Below are 22,721 nucleotides of genomic sequence, written 5' to 3'. Positions count from 1 at the left end.
GCTAAATAAGAGAAAAGCGAAAGGAGGATTGTTCCCATGAAGCAGCTTTTTCCCCGTGGAAAACGTATCCGCCCCACGGATAAAGACCTTGTGTTCCATACTGCCCTTGCCGCCCTGTTCCCTGTCTTCCTGCTGGTTGTCCTGCTGTTTCATACAGGGCAAATAGCCGGAACCAACTGGCAGGAAGTGTCCCTCTCCCAGATAGTACAGGATGTAAACATCCCTTACCTGTTATTTAGTATGGGCGTGGCAGTGCTGGTGTGTCTTACAGCCGTTCTTCTGTTCTGGCGATACCGCAGGGACGAAGTAAAGCAGCTCATCCACCGCCAAAAGCTGGCAAGGATGGTATTGGAAAACAAGTGGTATGAATCGGAACAGAGAAAGGAAGACGCTTTTTTCAAGGACTTGTCTTCCAGCCGTTCCAAAGAAACCATCACTTACTTTCCCAAAATCTACTACCGGATGAAACAGGGCTTGCTCCATATCCGTGTGGAAATCACCTTGGGGAAATATCAGGAACAGCTCTTAAACTTGGAGAGAAAGCTGGAAAGCGGCTTGTACTGTGAGCTGACGGATAAGGAATTAAAGGATTCCTATGTGGAGTACACCCTGATCTATGATACCATTGCCAACCGTATTTCCATTGAGGACGTACAGGCAAAGGACGGCAGGCTCCGTCTTATGGAAAATGTCTGGTGGGAGTATGACAAGCTCCCCCATATGCTCATTGCCGGAGGAACCGGCGGCGGAAAGACCTATTTCATCCTGACCCTCATTGAAGCCCTGCTCCGCACTAACGCCGTCCTGTTCGTGTTAGACCCAAAGAACGCCGACCTTGCGGATTTACAGGCGGTTATGCCGGATGTGTACTACAAAAAGGAAGATATGCTCGCCTGCATTGACCGTTTCTATGAGGAAATGATGAAACGCAGCGAAGACATGAAGCTCATGGAGAATTACCGGACAGGGGAAAACTACGCTTACTTGGGACTTCCGGCAAATTTCCTTATCTTTGATGAATATGTGGCATTTATGGAAATGCTCGGCACAAAAGAAAATGCCGCTGTTCTCAACAAATTAAAGCAAATCGTTATGCTTGGGCGGCAGGCTGGTTTCTTCCTGATTCTCGCCTGCCAGCGTCCAGACGCAAAGTATCTGGGGGACGGAATCCGTGACCAGTTCAATTTCCGTGTGGCTCTGGGGCGGATGTCGGAAATGGGCTATGGGATGATGTTCGGGGAAACCACAAAGGACTTCTTCCTCAAGCAGATAAAAGGGCGTGGCTATGTGGATGTGGGAACCAGCGTTATCTCGGAGTTTTACACGCCCCTTGTCCCAAAAGGGCATGATTTCCTCAAGGAAATTAAAAAGCTCATAGACAGCAGGCAGGGAGTGCAGGCGGCGTGCGAAGCGAAAGCCGCAGAAACGGACTGACCTGCTGTGGCTGGTGTGCCGCAAGGCACGCCAGCATAAACCCCTCGTATCTAACAGAGGGGTACAAATCGACAGGCAACAACTAAACAACAGGGCAGAATCCCACGGTACACAAGGGATTTTTCCCATATCCGGCGTATGTCAACAAGGCTCCAAAAGTTGACATACGCTTTTTTAGACAGGAGGGATTTTCACTGAATGAAGAAACATGGGTACGGGACATTAAAGAGAAACGGGAAAGTTACGGTATCTCACAACAGAAACTTGCATTAGCTGCCGGAATCACACGTCCGTACCTGAGCGACATTGAAACGGGCAAGGCTCACCCATCCGAAGCATTACAGGAAGCCATCACGGAAGCTCTGGAACGCTTCAATCCAGACGCTCCCCTTGAAATGCTCTTTGATTATGTGCGGATTCGTTTTCCCACTACGGATGTGAAGCATATCGTGGAAGACGTGCTGCGGCTAAAGCTGCCTTACTTTATCCATGAAGACTACGGCTTCTATTCTTACACAGAGCATTACTACCTGGGTGATATTTTCGTTCTGGTATCGCCGGAACTGGAAAAAGGGGTGCTGCTGGAACTGAAAGGGCGTGGCTGCCGCCAGTTTGAAAGCTATCTGCTGGCACAGGAACGGAGCTGGTATGAGTTTTTCATGGATGTTCTCATGGAGGACGGCGTGATGAAACGGCTTGACCTCGCCATCAATGACAAAACGGGAATCCTGAACATTCCCCATCTGACAGAGAAGTGCCGGAATGAAGAATGTATCTCGGTCTTTCGCAGCTTTAAAAGCTACCGCAGCGGCGAACTGGTACGGTGTGAGGAAAAAGAATGTATGGGGAACACCCTGTATATCGGCTCCCTCCAAAGTGAGGTGTACTTCTGCATTTATGAAAAAGACTATGAGCAGTACAAAAAGCATGATATTCCCATTGCGGACGCAGAGGTAAAGAACCGCTTTGAAATCCGGCTGAAAAATGAGCGTGCCTTTTACGCCATCCGTGACCTGTTAGAACATGACAATCCAGAACGGACAGCCTTTCAAATCATCAACCGCTATGTCCGGTTCGTGGACAGGGACGATACGAAGCCCCGTTCTGACTGGCGTATCAGTGAGGAATGGGCGTGGTTTATCGGGGAACACAGAGGAATCCTGAAACTGACAACCAAACCGGAACCCTATTCCTTTGAACGCACCCTGCACTGGCTCTCCCATCAGGTAGCACCCACGTTAAAGCTGGCTCTCCGTCTGGATAAGATGAACCACACCCAGATTGTCCATGACATCATCACCCATGCAAAGCTGACGGAGAAGCACGAAAAAATCCTGAAGCAGCAAGCCGCCGCTGCAAAGGAGGTGGTGCTTTAACGGCGGCAATCTTGGAACCTAAGAACTCTTACAGGAAAGAAAGGAGCTTTTATGAATTTCGGACAGAATCTTTACAACTGGTTTTTATCCAATGCCCAGTCCCTTGTGCTGCTGGCAATCGTGGTGATTGGACTGTACCTCGGATTTAAGAGGGAATTTTCCAAACTTATCGGTTTTCTGGTGGTGTCCCTTGTAGCGGTCGGTCTGGTCTTCAATGCGGACGGTGTAAAGGACATCTTACTGGAACTGTTCAATAAGATTATCGGTGCATAGGAAACCCTTGTTACACTTCCGTTATGGAGCAAGCTCTGATTGCTTCATGGCGGAAGTCCACTAGGAGCTTGGGGAGCGTAACTCCCCAAAAACCTGACAGAGAAAGGACGTGATACAGATTGAGGAAATGAAAATCTACATCCTGAACACCACACGGTTTTACCATGAGGATTTTGAGGAATACCCTGGGGCATGGTTTTCCTGTCCTGTGGATTTTGAGGAAGTCAAGGAGCGTATCGGTTTGAATGATGAATATGAGGAATACGCCATCCATGACTATGAGCTGCCCTTTGAGATTGACGAATATACCCCCATTGAGGAAGTCAACCGCCTGTGTGAAATGGTGGAGGACTTACCGGAGTACATTCAGGAGGAACTATCAGAGCTACAATCCTACTTTGGCAGTATCGAAGAACTCTGTGAGCATGAAGACGATATTATCTGCCATTCCGGCTGTGACGATATGGCGGATGTGGCTCGCTACTATCTGGAAGAAAGCGGACAGCTTGGAGAACTTCCGGCACACTTACAAAACTATATCGACTACGCCGCCTATGGGCGTGACATGGAATTGGAGGGAACCTTTGTTGTCACGAACTACGGCATATATGAAATCTTACGGTAGACCCGTCTGTATCTCCTTTGGGAAGTGCAGGCGGCTTTTTTATTTAGGGGCGGCTTTTGCTGCCCCCATCTTTTAGAAAGGACGGACAACATGAAGAAAATACGAAGCTATACCAGTATCTGGTCGGTGGAAAAGGTACTCTATTCCATCAATAATTTTAAGCTGCCATTCCCCATCACGTTCACACAGATGGCGTGGTTCGTGGTATCGGTGTTTGCAGTGATACTCTTGGGGAACCTCCCTCCCCTTTCGTTCATTAACGGGGCATTTTTGAAATATTTCGGCGTACCCTTTGCCCTCACTTGGTTCATGTGCCAGAAGACCTTTGACGGGAAGAAGCCTTACGGCTTCCTGAAATCCGTACTGGCATATCTGGTACGCCCGAAACTGACCTATGCAGGAAAGCCCGTGAAGCTGGAAAAGGAATATCCGGCACAGCCCATCACGGCAGTAAGGAGTGATATTTATGGCATATCCGATTAAGTATATCGAAAATAACCTTGTGTTCAACCATGACGGGGAGTGCTTTGCCTACTATGAGCTGCTTCCCTACAACTATTCCTTTTTAAGCCCCGAACAGAAATATCAGGTACACGATTCCTTCCGGCAGCTTATCGCCCAGAACAGGGACGGGAAGATTCACGCCCTGCAAATCAGCACCGAATCCAGCATACGGGCAGCACAGGAACGCTCCAAACAGGAAGTAACAGGCAAGTTAAAAGATATTGCCTGTGCAAAGATTGACGCACAGACCGAAGCCCTGATTTCCATGATAGGGGAAAATCAGGTGGACTACCGCTTTTTTATCGGCTTCAAGCTGCTTGTCAATGAGCAGGAAGTCACCATGAAGCAGTTCCGCAGGGAAGCAAAGACCGCCGTTTCCGATTTTCTCCATGAAGTCAACCACAAACTCATGGGGGATTTTGTTTCCATGAGCAATGAGGAAATCTGGCGGTTTCAGAAGATGGAAAAACTGTTAGAGAATAAAATCTCACGCCGCTTTAAAGTCCGGCGGCTTGATAAGGACGATTTTGGCTATCTGATTGAGCATTTATACGGGCAGACCGGAACCGCCTACGAAGATTATGAGTATTATCTTCCGAAAAAACGGTTTCAGGAGGAAACGCTGGTGAAATACTATGACCTCATCAAACCCACCCGTTGTCTGATAGAGGAAAACCAGCGGTATCTGAAAATCGAACAGGAAGACGGGACGGTCTATGCCGCCTACTTCACCATCAACAGCATTGTGGGGGAACTGGACTTCCCATCCTCGGAAATCTTTTACTATCAGCAGCAGCAATTCACCTTTCCCATTGATACCTCTATGAATGTGGAGATTGTGACAAACCGGAAAGCCCTCTCCACGGTGCGGAACAAGAAAAAAGAGCTGAAAGATTTGGACAACCACGCATGGCAGAATGACAGTGAAACCAGTACAAACGTGGTGGACGCTTTAGACAGCGTAAATGAGCTGGAATCCACCTTAGACCAGAGCAAGGAATCCATGTATAAGCTGTCCTATGTGGTGCGTGTGACAGCTCCCGACTTGGAAGAACTGAAACGCCGCTGCAATGAGGTGAAAGATTTTTATGACGATTTGAACGTGAAGCTGGTTCGCCCCTTTGGGGATATGCTGGGGCTGCATGGGGAATTTCTCCCTGCCAGCAAACGGTATCTGAACGATTACATCCAGTATGTCACCAGTGACTTCCTCGCTGGTCTTGGTTTCGGAGCAACCCAGATGTTGGGGGAACCAGAGGGTATTTATATCGGGTACAGCCTTGATACAGGAAGAAATGTGTACTTAAAACCTGCCCTTGCCAGTCAAGGGGTAAAAGGCTCTGTTACCAACGCCCTTGCTGCCGCTTTTGTCGGCTCCCTCGGCGGTGGAAAATCATTCAGCAACAACATGATTGTCTATTATTCCGTACTATTTGGGGCACAGGCTCTCATTGTTGACCCGAAAGCGGAACGGGGACGCTGGAAAGAAACCCTGCCGGAAATCGCCCATGAAATCAATATCGTAAACCTGACCTCAGAGGAACAGAACAGGGGCTTACTTGACCCCTATGTGATTATGGAGAACCCAAAGGATTCCGAATCACTGGCAATCGACATCCTGACCTTTTTAACCGGCATTTCCAGCCGTGACGGGGAAAAGTTCCCTGTTCTTCGGAAAGCCATCCGTGCAGTGACAAACAGTGAGGAACGGGGACTTTTCAAAGTGATTGAGGAACTTCGGGCGGAGGGAACCACCATCAGCACCAGCATAGCCGACCATATCGAATCCTTTACGGACTATGACTTTGCACACCTGCTCTTTTCGGATGGGGATGTCACACAGTCCATCAGCCTTGAAAAGCAGCTCAATATCATTCAGGTGGCGGATTTGGTGCTGCCGGATAAAGAAACCTCGTTTGAAGAATACACCACAATGGAGCTGCTTTCCGTGGCAATGCTCATTGTAATCAGCACCTTTGCCCTCGACTTTATCCACACCGACCGCAGCGTGTTTAAGATTGTGGATTTGGATGAAGCATGGAGCTTCTTACAGGTGGCACAGGGCAAGACCCTCTCTATGAAGCTGGTTCGTGCCGGACGTGCCATGAACGCAGGCGTTTACTTTGTCACCCAGAACACGGACGATTTGCTGGATGAAAAGCTGAAAAACAATCTGGGCTTGAAGTTTGCGTTCCGTTCCACAGACATCAACGAAATCAAGAAGACCCTCGCCTTTTTTGGGGTGGATTCCGAAGATGAAAACAACCAGAAGCGGCTCCGTGACTTGGAAAACGGGCAGTGCCTTATCAGTGATTTGTACGGGCGTGTGGGAGTGATACAGTTCCATCCTATCTTTGAAGACCTGTTCCATGCCTTTGATACCAGACCGCCCATGAGAAAAGAGGTGGATTGATGGTGATACATAGAACTTCCAACGGGCAGCAACTCCCTGTTCCCTATTCAGCAAAAAAGGGCTTGTCTTGGAAAATAGCAGGAAAATTGATTGGCAGGGTGCTTCTGGCACTCCTGCTCATCCTCCTGTTGCTTGCAGTCTTCGGCACAGCCGCCCACGCTGCCGGACTGGTGGATGATACGGTGGACGCTGCCAACGAATACAGCAAATACCCTCTGGACAACTACCAGCTTGATTTTTATGTGGACAGCGGATGGGACTGGCTCCCGTGGAACTGGCTGGACGGTATCGGAAAACAGGTGATGTACGGGCTGTATGCCATCACAAATTTTATCTGGACAATCAGCCTGTACCTTTCCAACGCCACAGGGTATCTGATTCAGGAAGCCTACTCGTTGGACTTCATTTCCTCTACGGCGGATTCCATTGGGAAAAATATGCAGACCTTGGCAGGCGTTACCACAGGCGGCTTGTCCTCGGAGGGATTTTATATCGGGTTCCTGCTGATTCTCATTCTGGTGGTGGGGATTTACGTTGCCTACACAGGGCTTATCAAACGGGAAACCACAAAAGCCATCCATGCCGTTGTGAATTTCGTGGTGGTGTTCGCGCTGTCCGCTGCCTTTATCGCCTATGCTCCTGATTATATCGGGAAAATCAATGAATTTTCCGCAGACATCAGCAATGCCAGCCTGACCCTTGGCACAAAGATTGTGCTGCCAAACTCGGAAAGCCAGGGAAAAGACAGTGTGGATTTGATACGGGACAGCCTGTTTTCCATTCAGGTCAAACAGCCGTGGCTCCTGCTGCAATACGGCAACTCGGATGTGGAAAGTATTGGGGCTGACCGTGTGGAACACCTGCTCTCAACCAGTCCAGACGAAAACAACGGGCAGGGCAGGGAAGAAATCGTGGTGGAGGAAATCGAAGACAGGGAAAATACCAACCTTACCATCACAAAGACCATCAACCGCTTGGGAACCGTCTTCTTCCTGTTCATGTTCAATATCGGTATCTCCGTTTTTGTATTCCTGCTCACGGGGATAATGATTTTTTCACAGGTGCTTTTTATCATCTACGCCATGTTCCTGCCTGTGAGCTTCCTCCTTAGCATGGTTCCCTCTTTTGAGGGGATGTCCAAACGTGCCATTACAAAACTGTTCAATACCATCCTTACCAGAGCCGGAATCACCCTGATTATCACGGTAGCGTTCAGCATTTCCACCATGCTCTACAACCTGTCTGGGGAATATCCGTTCTTCCTGACGGCGTTCTTGCAGATAGTGACCTTTGCCGGAATTTATTTTAAGCTGGGGGATTTGATGGGGATGTTCTCCTTACAGAGCGGCGATTCCCAAAGTATGGGGAGCCGTATCATGCGAAGACCCCGTATGCTCATGCACGCCCATATGCACCGTTTACAGCATAAGTTAGGGCGTTCTGTGGCAGCTCTTGGGGCTGGAACGGCTGCATACCACGCAGGGAAACAAGCTAGCCCAGACCAGAGAAATGCTTCCAACTCCGGTACTTCCAAAAATACACAGGCAGACCACACCCGACCAAACGGACGGGCAGCACCAGAAAAGGAATCTGCATGGAAACGGGCTAGCTCTGCTGTGGGTGCGGTGGCAGATACCAAAGATAAGATAGCCGATACTGCCGGACAGCTTCGGGAGCAGGCAAAGGATTTGCCTGTCAATGCAAAGTACGCCCTTTACCACGGGAAAACACAGGTATCAGAGGGAGTACGGGATTTTACTTCCAGCGTGACCCAGACCCGAACTGCCAGAGCCGAACAGCGGAACGCACAGGCAGAAAGCCGCAGACAGACCATTGCAGAACGCAGGGCGGAACTGGAACAGGCAAAACAGCCGCAACAGACAGCTTCCGAATCCCCCAAAGGGGCGGCTCCCGTCCATGAACGCCCTGTTACTGCAAAGCAGCCGGAAGATTTCCGACATCATGCAGATACCACTCATACAGGAAAACCAGCCATGCAGCCGGTTTCCCCATCCATCAGGGAACGGGGACAGGTTCCTTATGGGGGAACTGTGGCAGAACGGGCTTCGGTTCCGGTAGTAAAGGCAGCTTCCATCCACCATGAACAGATACCGTCTGCAAGGACAGAACGCCAGATACTCCCTCCGGCTTCCCCAGACAAACCAGAGGAAAGACAAAAGGCAAATACGGCTCCTGTGATACCGGAAAGAAAACGGGCTGCCCCTGCGGTAAAAGAATCGAACTTTACCATCCGGCGTACCACCGCCAGAAAGGAGTGGACAAAAACGGTAACAGCGGCTGCCAAACAAAAGAAAGGGGAGAAACCATGAAGTTAAGACACCTTTTCTTTGCCTGTTCCGGCGTGTTCGTGATGATGTTCTCCCTGCTCCTTTTGGTGGTGATTGTCTTCTCGGATGAGGAAGACGGCGGAAGCGGCGGAAACCTTATCTATGGGGGCGTGAGCGTATCACAGGAAGTCCTCGCCCATAAGCCTATGCTGGAAAAGTATGCAAGGGAATATGGCATAGAGGAATACTTAAATGTGCTGCTCGCCATCATTCAGGTGGAATCCGGCGGCACGCTGGAAGACGTTATGCAGTCCTCGGAATCTCTGGGGCTTCCCCCGAACTCCCTTAGTACAGAGGAATCCATCAAACAGGGCTGCAAGTATTTCTCGGAACTGCTCGCAGCGGCAGAAACAAAGGGCTGTGACTTAAACAGCGTGATTCAATCCTATAATTACGGCGGCGGTTTCCTAGACTATGTGGCAGGACACGGAAAAAAATACACCTTTGAACTGGCAGAAAGCTTCGCAAGGGACAAATCCGGCGGAAAGAAAGTCACCTACACCAACCCTGTTGCGGTAGAGAAAAACGGGGGCTGGCGGTATTCCTATGGAAATATGTTCTATGTCCTCTTGGTATCGCAATACCTGACCGTGGCACAGTTTGATGATGAAACGGTACAGGCTATCATGGAGGAAGCCTTAAAGTATGAGGGCTGGACGTATGTGTATGGGGGCGATTCCCCCTCCACTTCCTTTGACTGTTCGGGACTGGTGCAGTGGTGCTATGGCAAGGCAGGAATCGCCCTGCCACGGACAGCACAGGAACAGTACAATGTGACGCAGCACATCCCCCTGTCCGAAGCAAAAGCAGGGGATTTAGTCTTTTTCCACTCCACCTACAACGCCGGAACCTACATCACCCATGTGGGGCTGTATGTGGGAAATAACCGGATGTACCATGCCGGAAATCCCATTGGTTATGCAGACCTGACAGGCTCCTACTGGCAACAGCACCTTGCCGGAGCCGGACGAATCAAACAATAAGAAAGGATGAACCGATATGATTCAGATTAGAAAAGAGGATAACCAGAAAAAGCAGAAAGAAAAGAAACTGAAAATCTACAAAGTCAATACCCATAAAAAAACCGTGATTGCCCTGTGGGTGCTGCTGGCAGTGAGCTTCCTGTTTGCCGTCTATAAGAATTTCACGGCGATAGACATTCATACTGTCCATGAAACCAAAGTGATTGAGGAAACCATCCTCGACACCCACAAGATAGAGAATTTTGTGGAGAATTTCGCAGAAGTCTACTATTCATGGGAACAGTCCGCTGCTTCCATTGATAACCGGACAAATGCTTTAAAAGGCTATCTCACCGGAGAACTGCAAGCCCTGAATGTAGATACTGTCCGAAAAGACATCCCTGTATCGTCTGCCCTGACCGATTTTCAGATATGGGAAATCACAGAAGAAAAGGAGCAGCATTATCAAGTGACCTATACGGTGGAACAGCGTATCACAGAGGGAGAATCCAGTAAAACCGTCCGTTCCGCTTATCAGGTGACGGTCTATGTAGACAGCTCTGGAAACCTGACGATTATCCAGAACCCTACCATCACCAGTGTTCCCGTAAAGTCCGGCTATACACCAAAAGCGGTACAAAGTGACGGTACGGTGGATTCCATCACCACGGAGGAAATCAACGAATTTCTCACTACCTTTTTCAAGCTGTACCCTACGGCAACCGCAAAGGAGCTGACCTATTATGTAAATGAGGGTGCGCTGAAACCTGTGGGAAAAGAGTATATTTTCTCAGAACTGGTAAATCCGGTCTACAACCGAAACGGAAATCAGGTGACCGCTTCCCTTGCAGTGAAATATCTGGATAACCAGACCATGACAACTCAGGTATCACAGTTTCACCTTGTACTGGAAAAGGACAGAGAAAACTGGAAGATTGTGAAATAGCTTTGTGTACAATAGGCAGGTGACTTTTTGCCATCTGCCTATTGCAATTTTTATTTACTTTTCCATCAATATTGCAGACAATAAATTTTTAGTACCCAAAATTTCCGCTTCAACAATCAATTTTGAACGTTCAATGTTAGCAAGCGTAACTAAAGAGGTATTATCCTCTAAGACTTTTAATTGCTTTTCTATTCCAACCTTATAATTGTTGAGCAAAACTAATCTTTTATTAAGCAACTCTTCTCTATTTTCTAGAATATCAATGAAAAATGCAGCAATAGAAAAAACATTAGTATCATAATCAAATGAAAGAATAGATTGTTCAAGAGTTTCTAACAATTTTTCTTTTCCCTTATCTGTGAGTGAATAAATAGTTTTATCTGGCATATTTCCATCTTTTTCTATAATTCCGTAAATATACTCTTTTTTTTCTAATGTTTTTAATGTGGCATATACAGTAGAATTTGCAATATTATACCAACTTGATACATTCATCATCTGTAACTGTTTAGTTATTTCATAAGCATTACGTGGCATTTTACATACTAATCCTAAAAGCATAGTGGCTGATTTTGATAACATAGGTTTACCTCTTGACAATAATTTATTTTTGTACTACTCTATATATAGAGTAGTGTTGGTTTACACTATAATCCTAACATAGAAAATTAAAGTAAACAAGAGGAGGTTTTTCTTATGCCCCAACTCAATAAAGGTGGTAAATATGTATTTGGACTTTCAATCATTAGTCCTGAAAACAAGATTAAAATACCTGATGATACCTTAAAAACATATCTTCAAGATAATGAAAATAAAATTATCATTTTTACAGGCAGCAAAGTTACAGGAGGATTTTGTGTTACTACAAAAAAACTTCTTCTTGACTCAAAACTAGAGCATATATTAAAGGATTGTATAACTCTTTCAAATTATGAATTAAAAGAGGGAGATTTTATTAAATACAAAGGACGTTTTTATTCATGGTATCAATCTCTTCGGATGGAATTATTCAACTACCCAACAGTACTATGCAATTCCTCAATTTAACTGTTGGCGATATTCTTATGAGTATTAAAAGTAGTGATATAGCTTTTACGATGGGAGCAAAGGGTCCGTTAATGGATAAAGTATATGCTTATAAAGGTGACATCAAAACATTTGCAGTATGATTGAAATAAATAATAGTTCTCATACAACATGGCTTATTTGTCCTATATGTAAAAGTAAAACTCGTACTAAACTTAGAAAAGATACCGTTTTAAAAAATTATCCTCTTTACTGTCCTAAATGCAAAAATGAATGTTTAATTGAAGTGAAAAATTTGTATATTAAAATTATCAAAGAGCCAGACGCCTAGACGCAGAGCCGATAATTTATAAGCTATATAGCTTATAGACTATCGGCTCATTTTAATTTCAATCTTATTCTTGCAGGCAATAGAAGTTATTTATCTTCCATTTCCTTGTATTTGACAATACCATCTGCAACGCTTTCCATGATAACAAGGTCTGCGTCTGTAAAATTGTCAATTTTGCTTTCAAGCTGTCTTCGTCTGCTACTTTTTGCCAGACTATCAGAGGATAAAAAGAACTCATCCACTGATACATTCAGCAGAGATACAAGGTCGTACAGCACCTGTAAACTTGGGTGCTGCCCTTTATTCTCAATATTGGTTAAATAGCGTGGGTCAATTTCAATCATTGCTCCCACCTGTTCACGGGTCAAACCCTGTTTTTTGCGGGCTTCTTTTATGGCAAGCCCAAACGCCCTGAAATCATATTTATCTTCTTTTTTACGCATAATACACCACCTCTGTACATTTTACTGTTCCTGTTGTAATAGCGACAGGTATAGAAAAACGTATTACATAGTTGTACAGTTCCTATTATGCGTATCAAAGATAAAACTATGCTGCCGAAACGGAAATAAAAAAAAACCGTTATTTGGCAGCATACTTTCCCTGCGTCAAAATCACATCATCTTTTCCAGACGACGGTTTAACAAAAGCCGCCGTCTTTTTTTGCATGAAATATAGATGATTTTTAAAGTCTACTACTTTATACAGACAGCGGCTTACAGGAGGAAGCCGCTATGCAAAATATTTTCTTAAATATATCTACATTCGGTAAACCGTTAAAAAAAGCCATCCACCTACACTAGAAAAGTCTGACCCTCAATGTGGTTTTTCAGAATACATAGAAAGAACTATCGAAGCACACAAGCAGAAATATCGTCTGTTTGCGTGCTTTTTTAGTTGGAAGAAAAAGGTTTTAAATTTTTCTTCTCAAAACGCAACTGCATCCCCTGTTCTGTCGGGACTAAGAGCGAAAAGGGGGAAAGAAGCAGAAATTCCTATCAACTCGCTCCCTTTCAAGGCTGGAAAGGGGGTGAGCAATGATGAAGCCATCTGAATTTCAGACAACCATAGAGAACCAGTTTGATTACATCTGTAAAGTCGCTATGGAGGATGAACGTAAAGACTATCTCAAAGCGTTATCCAGACAGTGTAAACGGGAAACCCTGTTCTGTGATATGGACGATTACACCGTCAACTTGTTTTCTTCCGAAGACACCTATCCATCCCACTTCCATACTTTTGAAATGGACGGATTTACTGTCCGTGTTGAAAACAGCCTGTTAGCAGAAGCGTTGGAAAATCTGGACGGAAAGAAACGTGATGTTATCCTGAGATATTATTTCCTCGGATTTGACGATACAGAAATTTCAAAAATTCTGGAAGTCAACCGTTCTACCATCCAGAGAAGAAGACACGCCGGACTGGAATTTATCAAAAAATTTATGGAGGAAGAAGCATGACAGCAAAGCACCCTATGATTCCGTTTCCTGTGATTGTAAGGGCTGCGGATGGTGACATTGAAGCAGTCAACCAGATTGTACGCCATTACAGCGGTTTTATTGCCAGCCGTTCCATGCGTCCCATGAAAGACGAATACGGGAATACCCACATGGTTGTAGATGAAACCCTACGCCGCCGGATGGAAACACGTCTGATTGCAAAGATTTTATCTTTTGAAATCAGGGAACCCAACTAGAAATAACGCTCTCCTGTGGAAGCATGGACAAGCCCATGCTTCCCAGACAGAGCTTGCCAGTCTATTAAAGTGCATTATCACCAGTGCATTTTAACAGGCTGACAAAGCCGGATTGTTCCTTGAAAAAGAAAGCGTCTAATCAACGCAGCATAAAGCAGCCGAATACGTTTCGATAGAAAGAGAGCCGTTGGGCTGGCACGCCGTAACCCACAAAAGGAGGGATGAAACCGGATAGCGATTCCTGCCAGCGTTCCATAAGCAGCTTACCGCAAAAGCTGCCGCCATGACCTTTCTATCGTGATAATGATACTTCCGTACAGCCTTAGTCTGTGTGATGATGTAGCACCGCTGACAAAGGGTACGGCTGGATGAGAACCATGCAGGGGTGAGATTCCCATGAGCTTTAGCGAAAGCTGTTCGGCTGACTTGCTCACAGTAAAATGCACTGAACCTCTACAAAACTTTAATTTCCTGTGTTATACTCAAAGTGTTAGAGAGGTGTATTTTACTGTTACCATCATAGAAAGGAGCCTTAATCTTATGTTAGATGGTAAAGAGAATACACACGGTATTACAACGTCTGAAAAAAAGACATATACGGTAGATGAATAGCAGCTCTTTTAAACATCAGTATGAAGTCGGCATATGCTTTAGTCAAAAGCGGTCAATTTCACTATATCAGAGCTGGCAGGATGATTAGAGTATCTAAAATATCTTTCGATAAATGGTTACACGAATAATCATTTAAGGAGAGATAATATGGCTTCAATCAAACAAAGAAAATCAAAATTTTCAGTTATTTACTGGTATATGGATGATACAGGCGAAAGAAAGCAGAAATGGGACACCCTAGAAACAAAAAAAGAAGCAAAGGCACGAAAAGCGTTTATTGAATTTTATCAACAAACCTATGGATATGTTCTCGTCCCTTTAGAAGAACAATTCGCCCATCAGCGTGAGGAAGCAGAACAGGCAATAGATACCCCAGATGATGAAATCACTTTAAAGGAATTTCTTGTTACTTTTGTCAATCTATATGGCGTATCGAAGTGGTCTGCCAACACTTACAGCAGTAAATTGAGTTCCATTAACAACTATATCAACCCTATTATTGGAGATTGGAAGTTAAATGAAATCACCACGAAAAAACTTTCTCAATATTACAATGACCTGTTAAGTGTTCCAGAAGTTCCTCGTGCTAACCGCAAAGCGACTGGTCGCTGTGTGCAGCCTGCCAACATTAAGAAAATCCATGATATTATCCGCTGTGCCTTAAATCAGGCTATCCGTTGGGAATATCTGGACAGCAAAATGCGGAATCCGGCTTCCTTAGCCACCTTACCCAAAGTACCAAAGGTAAAACGTAAGGTCTGGAATGTACAGACATTTAAGGAAGCAATCAAACTTGTGGATGATGATTTACTCCTGCTTTGTATGCACTTGGCGTTTGCCTGCTCATTAAGAGTAGGTGAAATTACAGGACTTACTTGGGATGATGTGATTGTTGATGAAGAAGCTATTGCAAATAATAATGCAAGAGTTATCGTCAATAAGGAGTTGGCAAGAATTTCTCAATCAGCTATGCAAAAGCTGAAAGAAAAAGATATTATTAAAATTTTCCCAACCCAGAAGCCCCACTGTACTACAAGGCTGGTGTTAAAAACACCCAAAACAGAAACAAGTAATCGTACCGTATGGCTGCCGACAACGCTTGCTCAATTACTGGTTCAATACAAAAAAGACCAGCAGGAATTGAAAGAGTTTTTAGGAACTGCCTATAACGATTATAACCTCGTTATTGCTCTTGAAAATGGGAATCCCGTAGAAAGCCGCATTGTTCGGGACAGATTTACAACGCTGTGTGAGGAACACAATTTTGAAGTTGTTGTTTTTCATAGCCTACGCCATTTAAGCACAAAATATAAGCTTAAAATGACACATGGCGATATTAAGTCTGTTCAGGGAGATACAGGTCACGCCGAAGCAGAAATGGTAACAGATGTTTACTCTGAAATCGTGGATGAAGACAGACGGCTTAATGCAAAGAAGCTGGATGAAGAATTTTATGACACCCTTGATACAGAGGAACCCGAACACAATCTCCATTCAGAAGCACAGGAACCTATCAGTGACAATGACAAACTTCTGCTTGAATTGCTAAAATCCATGACACCGGAAATGAAAGAAAAGCTCTTAAAAGAAACCCTTTCTAACTGTTAGCAAAGGGCTTTGTTCCAAACAGAAAAAACCTGCTAACCAAAAAGTGTTAGCAAAAACCGTAAAAATCCCTAAAATCATCATCTACCTTAAATGAGTGTTAGCAAGCTATCTTGCAAAATAAATGACTTTTAGAAATTCCCACGGACATAAGCAGCTATACATTCGCTTCCCTGTCCGTGATAACAAAAAAAGCTGTAAACCCTTGAAAACAAAGGCTTACAGCGTTGTTTACTGGCGTCCATGACAGGAATCGAACCTGCGGCGTTTCGCTTAGGAGGCGAACCCTCTATCCTGCTGAGGTACATGGACGTATATAAAATTTTTAGTGTTGGGCGATTGCTCCAACAAGCCCTTAGGAGGCGATCGCTCTATCCTACTGAGCTACGAGAACATACATATTAATAAACCTAAATTAAACATAAATATATTATTGTTTTTTTAGTATTTAGTCAAGATGTTTGAACAAAATAGTTGTGTAACTTGATTTAAAAGTCGAATTGTGATAGAGTGTAATATATTTATTGACAGCACGGGAGGTTGTGTTATGTGTGGTTTTGTCGGATTTACAGGTCACCTTGTAGGCGGCGATGAAATCCTTAAAAATATGATGGATACCATTATCCACAGAGGTCCGGACAGTGCCGGAACTCATATTGATTCAGATGTTTCTCTCGGTTTCAGAAGGCTCAGTATAATCGACCTTGATTCGGGTACTCAGCCCATGTACAACGAAACAAACGATATAGTTATTGTATTTAACGGCGAAATATATAATTACCAGGAATTGAAGAAGGACCTTATCGAAAAGGGCCATGTATTCAGAAACAATTCCGATACGGAAACACTTATCCACAGCTACGAAGAGTACGGCGAAGCAATGCTTGACCGCTTAAGAGGAATGTTCGCCTTTGTAATATGGGACGGAAAGAAGAAAAAGCTCTTTGCGGCAAGAGATTTCTTCGGAATCAAGCCCTTTTATTATGCCATTGTTGACGGACAGCTTGTTTTTGCATCGGAAATCAAAAGTATTCTCGAATATACACCCTATAAAAAGGAAATAAATCCTCTTGCACTTGAAAACTATCTTACATTCCAGTATTCGGTACTTCCGGAAACCTTCTTTAAGGGTATTTACAAACTTATGCCTTCGCACTGTCTTACATTCGAAAACGGCGAGCTTACAATAAGACGTTACTGGGAGCCGGTATTTGAGCCGGACGAAAACGTAACTCTCGAGGAGCTTACGGACAAAATCGACGATGCAATGCAGGCATCAATCAAACGCCACAAAATAAGCGATGTTGAAGTCGGCTCATTTCTTTCAAGCGGCGTTGACTCAAGCTATGTTGCCGCATGCTTTAATGGCGACAAGACCTTCACAGTCGGCTTTGACTATGCCAAGTACAACGAAATTGACTATGCCAAGTCATTATCGGAAAAAATAAAGATTGACAATTACAGCAAGCTTATTTCGACAGATGAATACTGGGACATCATTCCTACCGTTCAGTATCACATGGACGAGCCCCTTGCCGATCCTTCCGCAATAGCACTTTATTTTGTAAGCCAGACTGCGGCAAAGCACGTTAAGGTTTCTCTTTCGGGAGAAGGTGCGGACGAATTCTTCGGCGGCTACAACATATACAGAGAGCCGTTTTCATTAAGACCGATTACAAGACTTCCGAAGGGCTTAAGAAAGGCTTTAGGTGCCTGTGCGGCTGCTATCCCCTTCAAAATCAAGGGCAAAAACTACCTTATAAGAGGCAGCAAGGACATAGAGGAAAGATTTATCGGAAACGCCTTTCTTTTCAACGAGAAGGAAAGAGAAAAGCTGCTTAAAAATCCTACGGGTAAATACAATCACACAGAGCTTACAAAGCCATACTATGACAAGGTTAAGAATCTTGACGATACAACAAAAATGCAGTACATCGACATTCATTTCTGGCTTATAGGCGATATTCTTCTCAAGGCAGACAAGATGAGCATGGCTCATTCGCTTGAGGTTCGAGTTCCTTTTCTTGACAGAGATGTATTTGAGGTCGCAAGAAAAGTGCCTCTCAAATATAAGGTTACAAAGGAAAACACCAAGTTTGCAATGCGTCAGGCTGCACACAGATACCTTCCGGACATGGTTGCCGAAAAGAAAAAGCTCGGCTTCCCTGTTCCCATCAGAATATGGTTAAAAGAGGACAAGTATTACAACACCGTAAAGGACGCCTTTACATCACCGGCGGCGGCGGAATTCTTCAATGTAGACGAAATCGTCAAGCTGCTTGACGACCACAGAAACGGCAAAAACGACAACAGTCGTAAAATCTGGGCAATATACATGTTCCTTGTATGGTACAAGAGATATTTTGAAACAGAAAAAGCGGCAGCTTAATTTAATATTAAACAAAGAAAGGCCCTGTACCGAATATTCGGCACAGAGCCTTTTTAGCTATTAGCTATCTGTTGCAGTTGCAGTTATTTTTATTCATAAAGCCCGGCTTTTTAACCTCAAATGTCCTTGTTTCGTTCATATAGTCGGTAACTATTCCAAGGCATTCGCCGAATCTCTGGAAATGCACGATTTCCCTTTCCCGTAAAAATCTGAGCGGATCGAGGACGTCTGGATCTTCGCATAAATCAATCAGATATTCATATGTTGAACGTGCTTTTTGCTCTGCTGCGATGGTGTAAGGACAGCATTGTTTTTATTTAAAATAAACTATTCTTATCTGTTTATCGGTGCTCCGCAATTAGGGCAGAACTTTCCGCCTTCAAGCCTTTTGCCACATTGTGAGCAGAATTTTATTTTGCTTTTTTGTTCTTCCTTCGGGTTCTCTTTCGCTTTCTCTGTTGGCTGAACCTGCTGAACAGGAACCATTATACCGGCATCCTTTTGTACAGGCTTTTCTATATCGGTAGTTTCCTGTACATACTGCTCTTCACTTATGTTGTTTTGTACAGGTATATTCATTTCTTTACTTGCATTCTCCTGCTCAGCGGCTTCTTCGGTATGCTGTACCTCATTTTCCAGCTTAACCTCACTTATCCTATTTACCGGATTATTGTTTGTATGTACTTCATTAATATATGTATCATCAGTCTGATATGCTAAGCCTTCCACACCGATATATTCAGCCTTTCCAAAACCGAGTATTAACAGAAATATGGGTGAAAGGAAAATCAAGCCAACACCAAAGCCTGTGCTCTTTCCAAACTCTTTTGCCAGTCTGAGCATCGTTTTAACAGACAAAATTATATTGTAAATAGGAATTAAAAGCATTAAAAACTTAATACCTTTTCCCCATACAATGTCAAATAGTACATACATATTATAAAATGGAATCAACGCTGCCCAGCCATGTCTGCCGGCTTTCTTAAAAATCTTCCATAGAGCTATGCACAATACCGCAAAAATTACAATGTATTGAGCCATTGAAGCTATTAACGCACCATATCCATATCCGTAATCGTAATAATCATACATATAAACCTCTTCCTTTCGTGTCCAACCTTTTACATTTTATTTTCAAAATATTTATCTAATCCGTTTGCAATGCCGCAAACAATTTTTTCCTGATATGCTTCGTCAGCCATCAGTATATCCTCCTCAGGATTTGTCATATATCCCATCTCGACTATCGTTGTCGGAACCCTGCACCAGTTAATGCCGCTCATTGTGTCCGTTTCCCATACATATTGTTTTTTTGCTCCAGTTTCATCGGTTAGACTGTCCAATATATCTTCCGAAAGTGCCTTACTTTCTTCATATAAATCTCCATTATATGGGTTATCAGCTGTCTGACATATTGTCATTGAACCGTTTACAGATGAATTTTCGGAGCCATTAGCATGTATTCTCACAAAAGCATCCGCATCTGCGTTATTGGCTATATCGGCTCTTTCCGCATTACTTATGTCAACGTCATTTTCTGTTCTTGTCATAATAACATCATAGCCTCTTGACTTAAGCTCCCTTTGCAGTTTAACCGCAATAATAAGGTCAAGTTCATATTCATGCAGACCGCTTTTTACGCCGCTTGTGCCTCCGGTAACCTTTGCCTTTGTTTCTGTCGCACCCGGACCGACAGCTTCCTGCTCTGAATTGCCCTTGGACTGATGTCCCGGATCAATTACCACAAGATAACCGTTCTTTTTTTCCGTTTTGTCCGTAGCATTCAATTCATCCTTTTCTACCTTCGCTTTTATAATTTTTCTTTTTTCTTTTTTCTTTTTGCAAACCACACCTTCCGTCACTTTTTCTGCTGCTTCTCCAATATATTCTTCAGCGTCGGCCTTTTGTTTTTTATTACACCCGGAAAGCATAAAAACACAAATTGATAAAAACACTAAAGCATATTTTCCTACGGTTTTCATACTTATCTGTACCCCATACTCTTTTCATACTCAACAATCAAGTCCCTGTTAGCAATTTCTACGGAATTTAACATACTGTCCTTGAAATCCTCCGGAGCGATCGACGGTATATACCAGCTGCATGCATCAAAGTATGCCTGAAGCTGTTCATCTTTAAACATTCTTCCGTGACGGGCATATATTTCATTTCTGGCTATTTTTAACTCATTCTGTGATAAGCCATATAAATCAGATTCTTCCAGATACACAGTGCCACTGAACGGAAGTACATATTCAGAATAATCACTGTAATAGTCCATATCATCGTAAGAGTCAGCATCGGTAAACCAAAATGTTTCAGCGACATAAACTTCACCATTAAGATCAAACCATGGAGTTGCTTCAACCTCAATATCACTTACGGTATCATCAAGATAAAACGCTTCTTCAATCACAACCGAAACGCCTGGCTTAATATCACGGGAACGCAAATCATCATCTTCATCATAAAAAATCGGCTTTTCCAATTCTATACCATTCTGATACGCAGATACGCTGACATTATAAAGTGCACTCTGGTTGGTATTCTCGGTATTTGTCCATCTATAAGAAACAACAAAAATAGGTCTATCCATATATTCCGCTGTCCATGCGTTTAAAATCTCAACAGGCGAATTCTCACTGTATTCCAGGTATGTTTCCGGTTCGGAATAGCTGTTATTGCTTTCCTGTCTGTATTCCTCTGCCAGCCTTTCCAATTCCTCCTCATATTTCTTCCGTCGTACCGCCCTGACTGCAAAAGAAATAACCAATATTGAAACAATCGCTAAAATTACTATTGCCGCAACGGGAAATTTATTTTTCTTTTTCGGTTGTTCATAGCCCGAAGTATTGTAATTCGGTATATACTTATTTTCCGCAGTGGTTTTTACGGCTTTTGGCAACATCAAATCCGCACCACAGTAGACACAGAATTTACTTCCTTCTTCAAGTTCATTTCCGCACTCGGGACAACACAGCGGCGAATTTATTTTTTCACCGCATTCGGTACAAAAAACCGCATTGTCCTCCAATTTTGCTCCGCATTTTTTACAAACCATATCTATTCACCCCTTAAAAGTTAAATATATAAATACCATAAAATCCACAATAATATTTTCAGATACAGCTGCCCCAGTGCATATCCGCAAAGCAGTCCCGTTATAAAACGGCGGATATTATTTGACTCATAAATTTTCATATATTGCAAAAACCAGTCAAAAAACATAACAAACAGAAAAAAATTTGACCATGCTCTCGGAAGGTGATATGCAAAAAAGGTTATCATTCCAGAAAGCTGTCCAACCGTAACTCCTGTACAACGGGCACAAACAGGGAATTGGTATCCATGATAAAAAAAGCTTCGTTCGGGCTTTTGATGGCAGCCTGCACAATGTCCGATTTTCATAAGCTTTGAATAAATTCTTTTATCCAATGGTATTTATCCCCCAAAGCAAACCTAATGTTATGCTGCCAGCACAGATAGCCGAGTATTTCAGCCAAAACAAATGGCTTTCATCATATGTCAGCAAATCATTCAGTTTTCTGCCCGTTCTATCCTCAAATGATTTCACAATAGAAATCCATAGTCCGACAATAATCAAAACCAAAATAGCATCAAACCAAAAATCTCCCGGCTCTTCAATTCCATGTCCAATACATGATCCTATTAAAAGAGTATAAAGTGCCGCCATCCACATAGAAACATTGGCTCTTTCTAATGCTGATTGCTTTGACATAAACTCTTTTCCACACCTTTGGCATATCCACCATGTTTCATTACGTGTTTTTGTTTTTACGGAACTTCCACAGGCTCCGCATAACAATCCGACAGGTCCCAACAAAATATAACCGCAGCAGCCGTCGCAAATGTCATAGAATTTTCCTGTAACCTTTACATTTGTTTTTACAACTGGGTGACAAAATTCACTTCCGGCAGAACATTGTGGACACGAAACACCAAATATCGTTGATGTATTGGATATTTCCGTTTTCTGTACTTTGTTATTTTCGACATCGCTTAAAGCGATTTCATCTTTAATTTTTTTGCCACATTTCTTACAAAACACAGCTTCATCCGGATTTTTCTCTCCGCAAAATTTGCAAAACATATTTTCCCTCTTCATCCGCATTTATGTAATGTTATAAGATAATATTTTCCGTTATCTTATAACATATTTT

25 protein-coding genes, 1 tRNA gene and 1 pseudogene are annotated in these 22,721 nt (G+C 43.6%); 16 read left to right on the top strand and 11 right to left on the bottom strand.

Annotated features, from left to right (window positions below):
- The first annotated feature begins 36 nt into the window (after window positions 1-36).
- The 9 genes from KQI66_RS10480 (at window position 37) to KQI66_RS10440 (ending at window position 10,881) form a co-directional block, all read left to right on the top strand.
- Window positions 37-1,434 (top strand): FtsK/SpoIIIE domain-containing protein, encoded by a 1,398-nt coding sequence (locus KQI66_RS10480; RefSeq protein ID WP_216429304.1) that lies wholly within the window; start codon window positions 37-39, stop codon window positions 1,432-1,434.
- 164 nt (window positions 1,435-1,598) lie between these two features.
- The gene (mobT, locus tag KQI66_RS10475) at window positions 1,599-2,810 is read left to right on the top strand and encodes a MobT family relaxase (protein WP_173879904.1); all 1,212 of its coding nucleotides are present in this window, start codon (window positions 1,599-1,601) and stop codon (window positions 2,808-2,810) included.
- A 51-nt stretch (window positions 2,811-2,861) separates the two neighbouring features.
- Window positions 2,862-3,083, top strand: a complete 222-nt coding sequence (locus tag KQI66_RS10470) for a hypothetical protein (RefSeq protein WP_002570387.1) — start codon at window positions 2,862-2,864, stop codon at window positions 3,081-3,083.
- 127 nt (window positions 3,084-3,210) lie between these two features.
- Complete coding sequence (locus tag KQI66_RS10465; protein WP_253287763.1) at window positions 3,211-3,708, top strand: antirestriction protein ArdA; 498 nt, start codon at window positions 3,211-3,213, stop codon at window positions 3,706-3,708.
- Window positions 3,709-3,798: 90 nt separating this feature from the next.
- Complete coding sequence (locus KQI66_RS10460) at window positions 3,799-4,191, top strand: conjugal transfer protein (protein ID WP_216429296.1); 393 nt, start codon at window positions 3,799-3,801, stop codon at window positions 4,189-4,191.
- On the top strand, window positions 4,175-6,625 hold the full coding sequence (locus KQI66_RS10455) for an ATP-binding protein (RefSeq protein ID WP_118298621.1): 2,451 nt from the start codon (window positions 4,175-4,177) through the stop codon (window positions 6,623-6,625). Before KQI66_RS10460 ends, KQI66_RS10455 begins: the two co-directional genes overlap by 17 nt.
- Entirely contained in the window at window positions 6,625-8,955 is a 2,331-nt protein-coding gene (locus KQI66_RS10450) for a CD3337/EF1877 family mobilome membrane protein (protein WP_216429294.1), read from the top strand. Before KQI66_RS10455 ends, KQI66_RS10450 begins: the two co-directional genes overlap by 1 nt.
- On the top strand, window positions 8,952-9,956 hold the full coding sequence (locus KQI66_RS10445) for a bifunctional lytic transglycosylase/C40 family peptidase (protein WP_011861916.1): 1,005 nt from the start codon (window positions 8,952-8,954) through the stop codon (window positions 9,954-9,956). The genes KQI66_RS10450 and KQI66_RS10445 overlap by 4 nt, the downstream gene beginning before the upstream one ends.
- A 16-nt stretch (window positions 9,957-9,972) precedes the next feature.
- A complete protein-coding gene (locus tag KQI66_RS10440) occupies window positions 9,973-10,881 on the top strand; it encodes a conjugal transfer protein (protein WP_216429292.1) in 909 nt (302 codons plus the stop codon).
- A 54-nt stretch (window positions 10,882-10,935) separates the two neighbouring features.
- Here the strand turns inward: KQI66_RS10440 and KQI66_RS10435 are convergent, their stop codons facing one another.
- A complete protein-coding gene (locus KQI66_RS10435; RefSeq protein ID WP_216429290.1) occupies window positions 10,936-11,463 on the bottom strand; it encodes a PadR family transcriptional regulator in 528 nt (175 codons plus the stop codon).
- Window positions 11,464-11,577: 114 nt separating this feature from the next.
- Between KQI66_RS10435 and KQI66_RS10430 the strand changes: the two genes are divergently transcribed.
- Window positions 11,578-11,928, top strand: coding sequence for a hypothetical protein (locus KQI66_RS10430; protein ID WP_253287750.1), 351 nt, complete (start codon window positions 11,578-11,580; stop codon window positions 11,926-11,928).
- 118 nt (window positions 11,929-12,046) lie between these two features.
- Window positions 12,047-12,238, top strand: a complete 192-nt coding sequence (locus tag KQI66_RS10425) for a cysteine-rich KTR domain-containing protein (RefSeq protein ID WP_118544041.1) — start codon at window positions 12,047-12,049, stop codon at window positions 12,236-12,238.
- Between the two features lie 86 nt (window positions 12,239-12,324).
- Here the strand turns inward: KQI66_RS10425 and KQI66_RS10420 are convergent, their stop codons facing one another.
- Window positions 12,325-12,681 carry a helix-turn-helix domain-containing protein gene (locus KQI66_RS10420; RefSeq protein WP_103900081.1) on the bottom strand — a complete coding sequence of 119 codons (357 nt, stop codon included), beginning with the start codon at window positions 12,679-12,681 and terminating at the stop codon, window positions 12,325-12,327.
- Window positions 12,682-13,275: 594 nt separating this feature from the next.
- Between KQI66_RS10420 and KQI66_RS10415 the strand changes: the two genes are divergently transcribed.
- Both KQI66_RS10415 and KQI66_RS10410 read left to right on the top strand, forming a co-directional pair.
- A complete protein-coding gene (locus KQI66_RS10415; RefSeq protein WP_118399149.1) occupies window positions 13,276-13,698 on the top strand; it encodes an RNA polymerase sigma factor in 423 nt (140 codons plus the stop codon).
- The gene (locus KQI66_RS10410; protein WP_117761128.1) at window positions 13,695-13,934 is read left to right on the top strand and encodes a helix-turn-helix domain-containing protein; all 240 of its coding nucleotides are present in this window, start codon (window positions 13,695-13,697) and stop codon (window positions 13,932-13,934) included. The genes KQI66_RS10415 and KQI66_RS10410 overlap by 4 nt, the downstream gene beginning before the upstream one ends.
- A 263-nt stretch (window positions 13,935-14,197) precedes the next feature.
- Here the strand turns inward: KQI66_RS10410 and KQI66_RS10405 are convergent, their stop codons facing one another.
- Window positions 14,198-14,368, bottom strand: coding sequence for a hypothetical protein (locus tag KQI66_RS10405; protein ID WP_216429289.1), 171 nt, complete (start codon window positions 14,366-14,368; stop codon window positions 14,198-14,200).
- A gap of 198 nt (window positions 14,369-14,566) precedes the next feature.
- On the opposite strand from KQI66_RS10405, the gene KQI66_RS11590 reads away from it, so the two are divergent.
- On the top strand, window positions 14,567-14,674 hold the full coding sequence (locus KQI66_RS11590; RefSeq protein WP_334300589.1) for a hypothetical protein: 108 nt from the start codon (window positions 14,567-14,569) through the stop codon (window positions 14,672-14,674).
- A gap of 19 nt (window positions 14,675-14,693) precedes the next feature.
- Complete coding sequence (locus KQI66_RS10395) at window positions 14,694-16,154, top strand: site-specific integrase (RefSeq protein ID WP_020994408.1); 1,461 nt, start codon at window positions 14,694-14,696, stop codon at window positions 16,152-16,154.
- 232 nt (window positions 16,155-16,386) lie between these two features.
- On the opposite strand, the gene KQI66_RS10390 is transcribed toward KQI66_RS10395, so the two are convergent.
- Window positions 16,387-16,463: transfer RNA gene (locus KQI66_RS10390), tRNA-Arg, on the bottom strand.
- Window positions 16,464-16,698: 235 nt separating this feature from the next.
- Here KQI66_RS10390 and asnB point away from each other — a divergent pair.
- A complete protein-coding gene (gene asnB, locus KQI66_RS10385) occupies window positions 16,699-18,540 on the top strand; it encodes an asparagine synthase (glutamine-hydrolyzing) (RefSeq protein WP_216429287.1) in 1,842 nt (613 codons plus the stop codon).
- Between the two features lie 64 nt (window positions 18,541-18,604).
- Here the strand turns inward: asnB and KQI66_RS11640 are convergent, their stop codons facing one another.
- The 7 genes and pseudogenes from KQI66_RS11640 to KQI66_RS10355 form a co-directional block, all read right to left on the bottom strand.
- Complete coding sequence (locus KQI66_RS11640) at window positions 18,605-18,727, bottom strand: hypothetical protein (RefSeq protein WP_442859974.1); 123 nt, start codon at window positions 18,725-18,727, stop codon at window positions 18,605-18,607.
- A gap of 9 nt (window positions 18,728-18,736) precedes the next feature.
- A pseudogene (locus KQI66_RS11635) lies at window positions 18,737-18,790 on the bottom strand (hypothetical protein); the annotation flags it as partial.
- A gap of 83 nt (window positions 18,791-18,873) precedes the next feature.
- Entirely contained in the window at window positions 18,874-19,632 is a 759-nt protein-coding gene (locus tag KQI66_RS10375; protein WP_216429286.1) for a DUF5684 domain-containing protein, read from the bottom strand.
- A gap of 29 nt (window positions 19,633-19,661) precedes the next feature.
- Window positions 19,662-20,471: an N-acetylmuramoyl-L-alanine amidase family protein gene (locus KQI66_RS10370; protein ID WP_253287749.1), complete on the bottom strand. Its 810-nt coding sequence runs from the start codon at window positions 20,469-20,471 to the stop codon at window positions 19,662-19,664.
- A gap of 53 nt (window positions 20,472-20,524) precedes the next feature.
- Window positions 20,525-21,601, bottom strand: a complete 1,077-nt coding sequence (locus KQI66_RS10365; RefSeq protein WP_216429282.1) for a YARHG domain-containing protein — start codon at window positions 21,599-21,601, stop codon at window positions 20,525-20,527.
- 20 nt (window positions 21,602-21,621) lie between these two features.
- Entirely contained in the window at window positions 21,622-21,948 is a 327-nt protein-coding gene (locus tag KQI66_RS10360) for a DUF2085 domain-containing protein (RefSeq protein ID WP_216429514.1), read from the bottom strand.
- Between the two features lie 19 nt (window positions 21,949-21,967).
- Window positions 21,968-22,651 carry a zinc-ribbon domain-containing protein gene (locus KQI66_RS10355; protein ID WP_216429280.1) on the bottom strand — a complete coding sequence of 228 codons (684 nt, stop codon included), beginning with the start codon at window positions 22,649-22,651 and terminating at the stop codon, window positions 21,968-21,970.
- Window positions 22,652-22,721 lie beyond the last annotated feature (70 nt).

Origin of the sequence: Anaerotignum sp. MSJ-24, from assembly GCF_018918145.1 — a bacterium.
GTDB lineage: Bacteria > Bacillota > Clostridia > Lachnospirales > Anaerotignaceae > Metalachnospira.
The sequence above is the reverse complement of the archived record's forward strand: the minus strand, read 5'-3'. Positions and strand labels throughout refer to the sequence as shown.